Origin of the sequence: Streptacidiphilus jeojiensis (assembly GCF_042510965.1) — a bacterium.
GTDB classification, from domain to species: domain Bacteria; phylum Actinomycetota; class Actinomycetes; order Streptomycetales; family Streptomycetaceae; genus Streptacidiphilus; species Streptacidiphilus jeojiensis.
The window spans coordinates 21,294-28,859 of record NZ_JBEUKS010000026.1 but is presented as its reverse complement, the minus strand read 5'-3'; the positions used below and the strand labels follow the sequence as shown (position 1 = coordinate 28,859).

The following is a 7,566-nucleotide window of genomic DNA, read 5'->3' as shown; positions in this document are numbered from 1 at the left end:
AAAGGAACCTCGACCACCCACAGAATTGCGGGCGGACGGGGTATCAACATTTGGCGTTGACTTTTGGCACGCTGTTGAGTTCTCAAGGTACGGACGCTTCCTTCGAGCGGCTTTCACACCAGCTCTCCGGGCGCTTCCTTCGTTTTCTACTCTAGCAGACCGTTTCCGGCTTGCTTTCCGTCCTCCCGGGCCGATTGTTTCCGGTCCGTTCCGACGAGTGAAACTCTAGCGGAATTCCTCGGTCCAAGCCAATTCCGCTGCATTCCCAGGAAAAGGGCATGACGAACCAGGGGCTGCATGCGCTGTACTTCCAGGGGATGGCCACCCTCACCACAGGACCGGCCGCGCTCAGCGCGTTCGGAGCTCCTGTTCAGGCAGCTCGACGTACATTAGGCGGCTCCCGACGCGAAGTCAAACCCATTACTGACGGGGCGTCTGACGTGTCGTGGGCAGCAGGAAGTCGCACCAGACGGCCTTGCCGCCATCCGGGGTACGGCGGGTGCCCCAGCTGCTGGCGATGGTCGCGATGATGGCGATGCCACGGCCGGTCTCGTCGGCCGGTTCGGCGCGGCGGCGGCGTGGGAGGTGGTCGTCGGCGTCGGTGACCTCCACCGTGAGCCGGCGGTCGGTTCGGCGCAGCCGCAGGCGCATCGGGGGGTGGCCGTGGGTGAAGGAGTTGGAGACCAGCTCGCTGACCGCGAGGACGCCCAGGTCGAGCAGTTCCTCCCCGAGCCGCCAGCTGGCCAGCACGCCGCTGGTGAAGGCCCGGGCGCTGGAGACCGCCTCCGCGCCGCCCAGCAGGTCGAGTGAGGCGCTGCGGAACAGCTCCGCGGTCTCGCTGTCGCGCTCCGGGAGCTGGAACACCAGAGCGGCGACGTCGTCGTCGTGGTCCGGGGTCACCCCCATGGCGCGCAGCAGCCGGGCGCAGATGACGTCGGGCTGACCGGTGGCGCCGGCGAAGGTACGGGCCAGGGCGTCGAGGCCCTCGTCGATGTCCTGCTCGCGCCGTTCGACCAGGCCGTCCGTGTAGAGGACCCCGGTGGCGCCGGTCCCCAGCGCGACGCTGGCCGAGGTGTGCAGGTAGCCGCCGGTGCCGAGGGGCGGACCGCAGGGCTCCTCCGGGCGGGTGACCGAGCCGTCGGCCTCACGGATCATCAGCGGCAGGTGGCCCGCCGAGGCGTAGACGAGGCGCTGCTCGCTAGGGTCGTAGACGGCGTAGACGCAGGTGGCGATGAGCGTCGCGTCGATTTCCGAGGCCAGGCCGTCGAGCAGCTGCAGCACCTCGTGCGGGGGCAGGTCGAGGCGGGCGTAGGCGCGCACCGCCGTTCGGAGCTGGCCCATGACGGCGGCGGCGCGCATGCCGCGTCCCATGACGTCGCCGATGACCAGGGCGGTGCGCCCGCCGCCGAGGGTGATGACGTCGTACCAGTCGCCGCCGACGGCCGCATCGGCGCCGCCGGGTTGGTAGGTGGCGGCGACCCTGAGGTCGTCGGGCTGTTCGAGCTTCTGCGGGAGCAGGCTGCGCTGCAGGGTGACCGCTGCCTCGCGGTGGCGGCGCTCGCTCTCCCTGAGCCGCTCGGTGACCTGGACCTGGTCGGTGACCTCGGCACCGAAGACCAGGACGCCGCAGACGTCGGCGGCGTTGGTGCTGCGGCGCAGGGCGCCGAAGTGGCTGCGCGGGCTGGTGGTGATCCGGCCCTGCTGGTGCTGGTGGGTCGCGGCGAGGGCGGTGACCTGGCGGCCGAGGTCCTCGCTGTCGCGGACCGGAGCGCAGACGAAGGTGAAGTAGCGGGGTCGCTCAGCGCCCGCGCCCGCGCCGGCGCCGGCGCCCGAACCCGAGCCGTGATCGGAACTGGTGAACGAAGGGTTGGTGACCTTCCGCGCCTTGACCGTGCGGGGTCGGCCGGTACGGAACGCCTGATCCATCAGCGGCAGCAGGCCCAGCTCCTCCAGCTCGGGCATCACCTGGTGGGCCGGGACTCCGGTGGGCCGGTGACCGAAGACATCGGTGTAGGCACGGTTGAGGTAGCCGATGCGGTGGCCCGGGCCGTAACTGACCGCCACCAGGGCCGGCAGGTGGGCCAGCACGTCGTGGACGGTGGGCTGGTCGTAGCTGCTGTCGGAGGCCGCTCTGGGGGCGGTGACTCCGGTGGTGGTTCCGGCGCTCCCCCCGGCCGCGCCGGTCGCGCCGGCCGCGCCACCCGTCCCGGTCCCGGTATCGAACATCCCACTGCCCGCACCAGTCCCCTTCGCGGGCGCGGGCAGCGAGGCACGGACGTCCGCGCCGCCGGCGAGATCCCCGACGGGCCCGTGGTCGAGCTCCTCGTCCTTGAAGTCGCTGAAGGCGTTCGGCTGCTCGACGGGCACGTCACCGGGTTGCGTCTTCTGGGTCCGGGGCGACAGTGCGGACCGTCGCTGTACTCCAGGGAGCCGGGAGCTCCAGCGCGTGAGGTTCACGGGACCCTTCTGTCCGAGTGAGGGAGAGCTGGCTGTCCGGCGGTGGGGGCACGGGACGTCCGGACCAGTGTGGCCGATGTCCCGCGCAAGCAACATCAGGGACGGTCACTCTCAGGAGATACCCATCCTGTGCATCGTGGGGAGGCCTCCCCTGCTTCCTCCCCATCCACCTGACGTCTCTTCACAGCGGAGAGCCCCGATCCGCCCCTCAGTCCTCCGTCAATCCTGGTCGAGTTCCATCAAGGTCTCGAAGCCGGCCCGCGGCTGCTCCAGTGCGCCCATCGACACGATCTCGCGTTTCAGCAGTCCGGCCAGGGTCCAGTCGGCCAGTACCCGGGCCTTGCGGTCCAGCGTCGGCATCCGCCGCAGGTGCACCGCGCGGTGCAGGAGCCAGGCGGTACGGCCGTGCAGCGCGCGGCCGCGCAGCTGGGCCACGCCCTTGTGCAGGCCCAGCGAGGTGAGCGAGCCCTTGGACTCGTAGCGGTACTCCACGGCCGGCTCGCCGCGCAGCTGCGCCACCACGTTGTCGGCCAGCACCCTGGCCTGCCGTACCGCGTGCTGGGCGGTGGCCGCGCAGCACTCCCCGGGCCTGGTCAGGTCCGGTACCGCCGCACCGTCGCCGGCCGCCCAGACGTCCGTGGTGCCGAGTACCCGCAGGGTGGCGTCGCAGCGCAGCCGTCCCTGCGCGTCGCAGGCCAGTCCGGTCTCCCTGAGCACCGGATGGGCCCGGACCCCGGCCGTCCAGACCAGGGTGCGGGCGGCGAACTGGCTGCCGTCGGAGAGCGCGACGACACCGTCGTGCACCGATTCGAGCCGGGTGCCGACCCTGACCTCGATATTGCGTCCACGCAGTTCGGCGGTGGTGCGCAGGCCGACGTCGGGCTCGGTCTCGGGGAGGATGCGGTCGCCCGCCTCCACCAGCACCCAGTGCAGGTCGTCGGGTTGGATGCCGGGGTAGTGGCGGGCGGCGTAGCGGGCCATGTCCTCCAACTCGGCGATGGCGCCGGTGCCGGCGTAGCCGCCGCCGACGAAGACGAAGGTCAGCGCTGCCTCGCGGAGCGCGGCGTCCCGGGTGGAGGAGGCCAGGTCGAGCTGGGTGAGCACGTGGTTGCGCAGCGACACGGCCTCCTGGACGCTGCCGAAGCCGATGCCGTGCTCGGCCAGCCCCGGGACCGGCAGGATCCTGGGTACCGCTCCCGGGGCCAGGACCAGCAGGTCGTAGTCGAGTTGGAGGTCCCGTTCGGTCTGCTGCTGCACCGGTGGCGGCACGGTCACGGTGGCCCGGTGGGTCGTCGGGCTGAGCGCGCTGAGCCGTCCGAGCACCACCTGCACGCGCGGCAGTATCCGGCGGAGCGGGACGACGACGTGGCGGGGGTCGACGGCGCCCGCGGCCGCCTCCGCCAGCAGCGGTTGGTACGTCATGTACGACTTCGGGTCGACGAGGGTCAGTTCGGCCTCGTCCGGGCGCAGCCGCTGCTGCAGCCGCAGTGCGGCGTACAGGCCGACATGGCCGCCGCCGACGAGCAGGATCCGGACCGGGGTGGGGGCGGATACCGGGGTGGGGGTAGACGCGGATGGAGGTGGTGGGGTGGTCACCGGCGTCACTCAGTCTCGACTCGTAGTTTCCGGCCGCTGGTGACTGGCCACCTGCGGCCGCCCGACAGTTGTTGCAACAGGACCGCCGCGACAGCGGACCGTCGCGGCACCGGCATCGGGGTCGCTCCCCGCGTGGTTGGAGTACCGGTCCATTCCGCACCCTCGACGGCGTCTTGTACATAGCCCGTGCCTGAACTGGTGGGGCCGGTGCGGCGAACGGCATGAGGAGAACGACCGTAAATGTCCGCTCGATCATCCACGTTTCGACGCAGATGTCCTACGCCCTGACGCAGATTCTCGGTGCTCCGGGGTGCGCCGCGCGCACCCGAGTCTTGGGAAGGCCCCTGTTCGGCCTGATCTGCTCTCAACTATGGTCGGGGTGTCTGCGAATCCGTACTCGGTTCGCTACATCGTGTGCGCGTTGGGGGGCATCGCGTCGGACGTGGTGCCCACGGGGGAGGACGAAAGTCATGGTTCAGCGGGAACATGCGCTTCCGCATGTGGGGGAACGGTCCATACCGGATCCGCGAAACGGGCGTCCGACGGCGTCCGTGTCGGCATCGGCACCGGTCTCAGGAACGCCGTCAGGTTCGCCTTCCGGGGCGACGGTGACCGGCTCGGGTTCCACTGGTGGTGGCGGCGGTGGCGGCCGGTTGCGGGTCGACGCACGGCGCAATCTGGAGAGCGTGCTGCGCGCTGCGCGCGAGGTGTTCGGCGAACTCGGCTACGGGGCGCCGATGGAGGAGGTCGCCCGGCGTGCCGGGGTCGGCGTCGGCACCGTCTACCGGCGCTTCCCGAGCAAGGAGGTCCTGGTCAGGCGGATCGCCTCGGAGGAGGTGGCCTGGCTGACCGCGCAGGCCTGGGAGTCGCTGAACGGCGACCCGCAGCCCTGGGACGCACTGGCCGGCTATCTCTCCCGGGCCGTGGCCACGGGCGCCGGACGGCTGCTGCCGCCGGAGGCCTTCCGCTACGCGGAGCGGATGGACCAGGTCCCGGCGCAGCGGACGACGGGTCAGGTGCCCCCGCTGGAGATCGCGGCCCCGCCGCCCCCGCCGGGTGACGGCGCCGGCGACGCCGATCCGGCCCGACTGCTGGAGCTGCTCGGACAGTTGGTCGAAAGGGCCAGGAGCGCGGGCGAGCTGCGCAGCGGGGTGCGGGTCACCGATGTGGTGCTGGTGCTGACCGCCTCGGTGCCGTCGTACACCGAGCCCAGCGGGGACGGCGCCGGCGTCGACGGGTCACCGGTGGCGCAGGGGTCCTCGGCCCGACTGCTCCGGATCCTGCTGGACGGTCTGCGGTCCGACGGCTGACGGGTGGTCGGCTGGCGGGTGGTCGGCTGACGGCTGGTCGACTGACGGCTGGCTGACGGGTGGTCGGTGCACGAATGACAGGTCGCGGCAGGCCGGATCGGGCGGTCACCTTAGTGCGCCGGTACGACGGTCGCTCAGGTTTTCAGTTTTCCGCTCCCCGGACGGGTGGTCGGGTGCCGAAGACCGGACCTGCACCGGCTCGGCATGGGAATCTTTGACCGTGGAACGACACGGGGACTGCCATGCGCGCTGACGGCCAGGACGAGTCGGGGGAGGGTTCCGGCATCGGCTCCAGCGAACCACCGGAGCCCTCGCCCCAGGTCCCGGCCCAGGGCGGCCGGCACCGCGCCGACGACGCCGAACCCGGGGCCGCCGCGGTCCCGGGGCCGGCCACGGTGCCGCCCCCGGGCGGACCGGTCGACGAGGAGCCGCTGCCCGTCTCCGACGCCGAACTCACCGCTGCGGTACGGGCCGGCGACGACGCGGCCTACGAGGAGCTGTACCGGCGGCACGCCGACGCGGTGCGCCGCTACGCCCGCACCTGCTGCCGGGACACCTTCACCGCCGAGGACCTGGCCGGCGAGGTGTTCGCCCGCACGCTGCAGGCGCTGCGCGCCGGCAAGGGCCCCGAGATCGCCGTCCGCGCCTATCTGCTGACCGCGGTCCGCAACATCGCCGCGGGCTGGAGCCGCAGCGACCGGCGCGAGCAGCTGGTGGACGACTTCACCCTGTTCGCCGCCACCTCGGCGGCCGTCGCCGACGTCAGCGTCGTCGACCCCGGCGCGGACGCCTGGGCCATGGCCGGGATCGACCACTCACTGGTGGTACGGGCGTTCAGCAGGCTGGAGCCGGACGACCAGATGGTGCTCTGGCACACCGCCGTCGAACGCGAACCACCGCGGCAGGTAGCCGAGTTGATGGGCAAGAGCGCCAACGCTACGGCGGTGCAGGCGAGCCGGGCCCGGGACCGGCTCGCCACCGAGTTCCTGCAGGCGCACATCTCCGACACCCAGGAGACCGCCTGCGAGGACTACGCACGGAGGCTGGGCGCGTTCGCGCGCGGCTCGCTGGGGAAGCGGGCGGCCGGCGACGTGCGCGGGCACATGAAGGAGTGCGACCGCTGCTCGGCCGCCTACCTGGAGCTGGTGGACCTCAACCACAGCCTCCGCGAGCTGCTGCCGACCGGCGCACTGGTGTGGTGGGTCAGCTCGGGCTACTTCACCGCGCTCGCCGCAGGTGCGGCCGGGGCCGCCGGCGTCGCGGCCGGGGTCGGCACCGGGGCCACTGCCGGTGCCGGAGCGACCGCGGGTGCGGCCGGCGCCGCCGGTGCGGGCGCCGGGGGCAGCGGGGGTGCCGCCGGCGGGGCCGCGGCCGAGGGGCTGGGGGTACCCGCCAAGGCCGGGATCGCGGCACTGGTGACGGTGGTGGCGGTGGCCGGGGTGGTGTTCGCGCTCACCGGCAACGACACCAAGCCCAAGCCGCCGCAGGCCGCCAAACCCTCGGCGGTGAAGGTGGTCCCCAGACCACCGGCCCTGCCCGCGCCCCGTCCGAAGCCGACCCCGTCCCCGGCGGTCGTCGCGCCGTCGGTGCCGCCGGTGCCGAAACCCACGCCGAAGCCGGCGGCCCGTCCGACGCCGCGTCCGGTTCCGGTGGTGAAGCTGTCACCGAAGCCCCGGCCGACGCCGAAGCCGACACCCAAGCCGTCGCCGCGGCCCACCCCGACCCCGACTCCCCCGGTGGTCGCCCCCGCGGACTACTACGTGGACGCCCTCCCCTACGGCGGGATCGGCGCCGCCGACGGTCCCAGCGTGGCCCCCGACGCGTCCAGCTGGCTCTGGCAGCGCAGCAACGGGGTTCGGGTCGGCGGCACGTCGTACAGCCGTGGGATCACCGTGCACTCGCCGTCGTCGGTGACCATCGACCTCAACCGCAGTTGCACCGAGTTCTCGGCCGACGCCGGGATCGACGACATGACGCTGGGGCTGGGCGCGGTGCGCTTCTCGGTGCTGGACGCGACCACGGGACGTCAGTTGTGGAGCTCCGGAGTGGTCCGGGGCGGTCAGCCGGCGGTCCCGGTCGGCGTGCCGCTGCGCGGCGTCACCGCGATCCGGCTGGTCACCGAGCCGGCCGCCTGGTCGATCATCGCCAATGTCGCCGACTGGGCGGACGCGCGGTTCACCTGCCACTGAGGCACCCGCGCCCG

General features: G+C 72.4%; 4 protein-coding genes. 2 read left to right on the top strand and 2 right to left on the bottom strand.

The window, feature by feature from the left end; all coding sequences use genetic code 11:
• Positions 1-420 precede the first annotated feature (420 nt).
• Positions 421-2,367: an ATP-binding SpoIIE family protein phosphatase gene (locus ABUW04_RS39555; protein WP_380569161.1), complete on the bottom strand. Its 1,947-nt coding sequence runs from the start codon at positions 2,365-2,367 to the stop codon at positions 421-423.
• A gap of 309 nt (positions 2,368-2,676) precedes the next feature.
• On the bottom strand, positions 2,677-4,053 hold the full coding sequence (locus ABUW04_RS39550) for an NAD(P)/FAD-dependent oxidoreductase (RefSeq protein ID WP_380569159.1): 1,377 nt from the start codon (positions 4,051-4,053) through the stop codon (positions 2,677-2,679).
• Positions 4,054-4,706: 653 nt separating this feature from the next.
• Between ABUW04_RS39550 and ABUW04_RS39545 the strand changes: the two genes are divergently transcribed.
• Together ABUW04_RS39545 and ABUW04_RS39540 are read left to right on the top strand one after the other, a co-directional pair.
• On the top strand, positions 4,707-5,363 hold the full coding sequence (locus ABUW04_RS39545; RefSeq protein WP_380569157.1) for a TetR/AcrR family transcriptional regulator: 657 nt from the start codon (positions 4,707-4,709) through the stop codon (positions 5,361-5,363).
• A 242-nt stretch (positions 5,364-5,605) separates the two neighbouring features.
• Complete coding sequence (locus ABUW04_RS39540; RefSeq protein ID WP_380569154.1) at positions 5,606-7,552, top strand: sigma-70 family RNA polymerase sigma factor; 1,947 nt, start codon at positions 5,606-5,608, stop codon at positions 7,550-7,552.
• Positions 7,553-7,566: the final 14 nt, after the last annotated feature.

Bases quoted from the DNA above. Each gene is read 5' to 3' on its own strand.
- ABUW04_RS39540 (WP_380569154.1), top strand. From the start codon at position 5,606: ATGCGCGCTGACGGCCAGGACGAGTCGGGGGAGGGTTCCGGCATCGGC.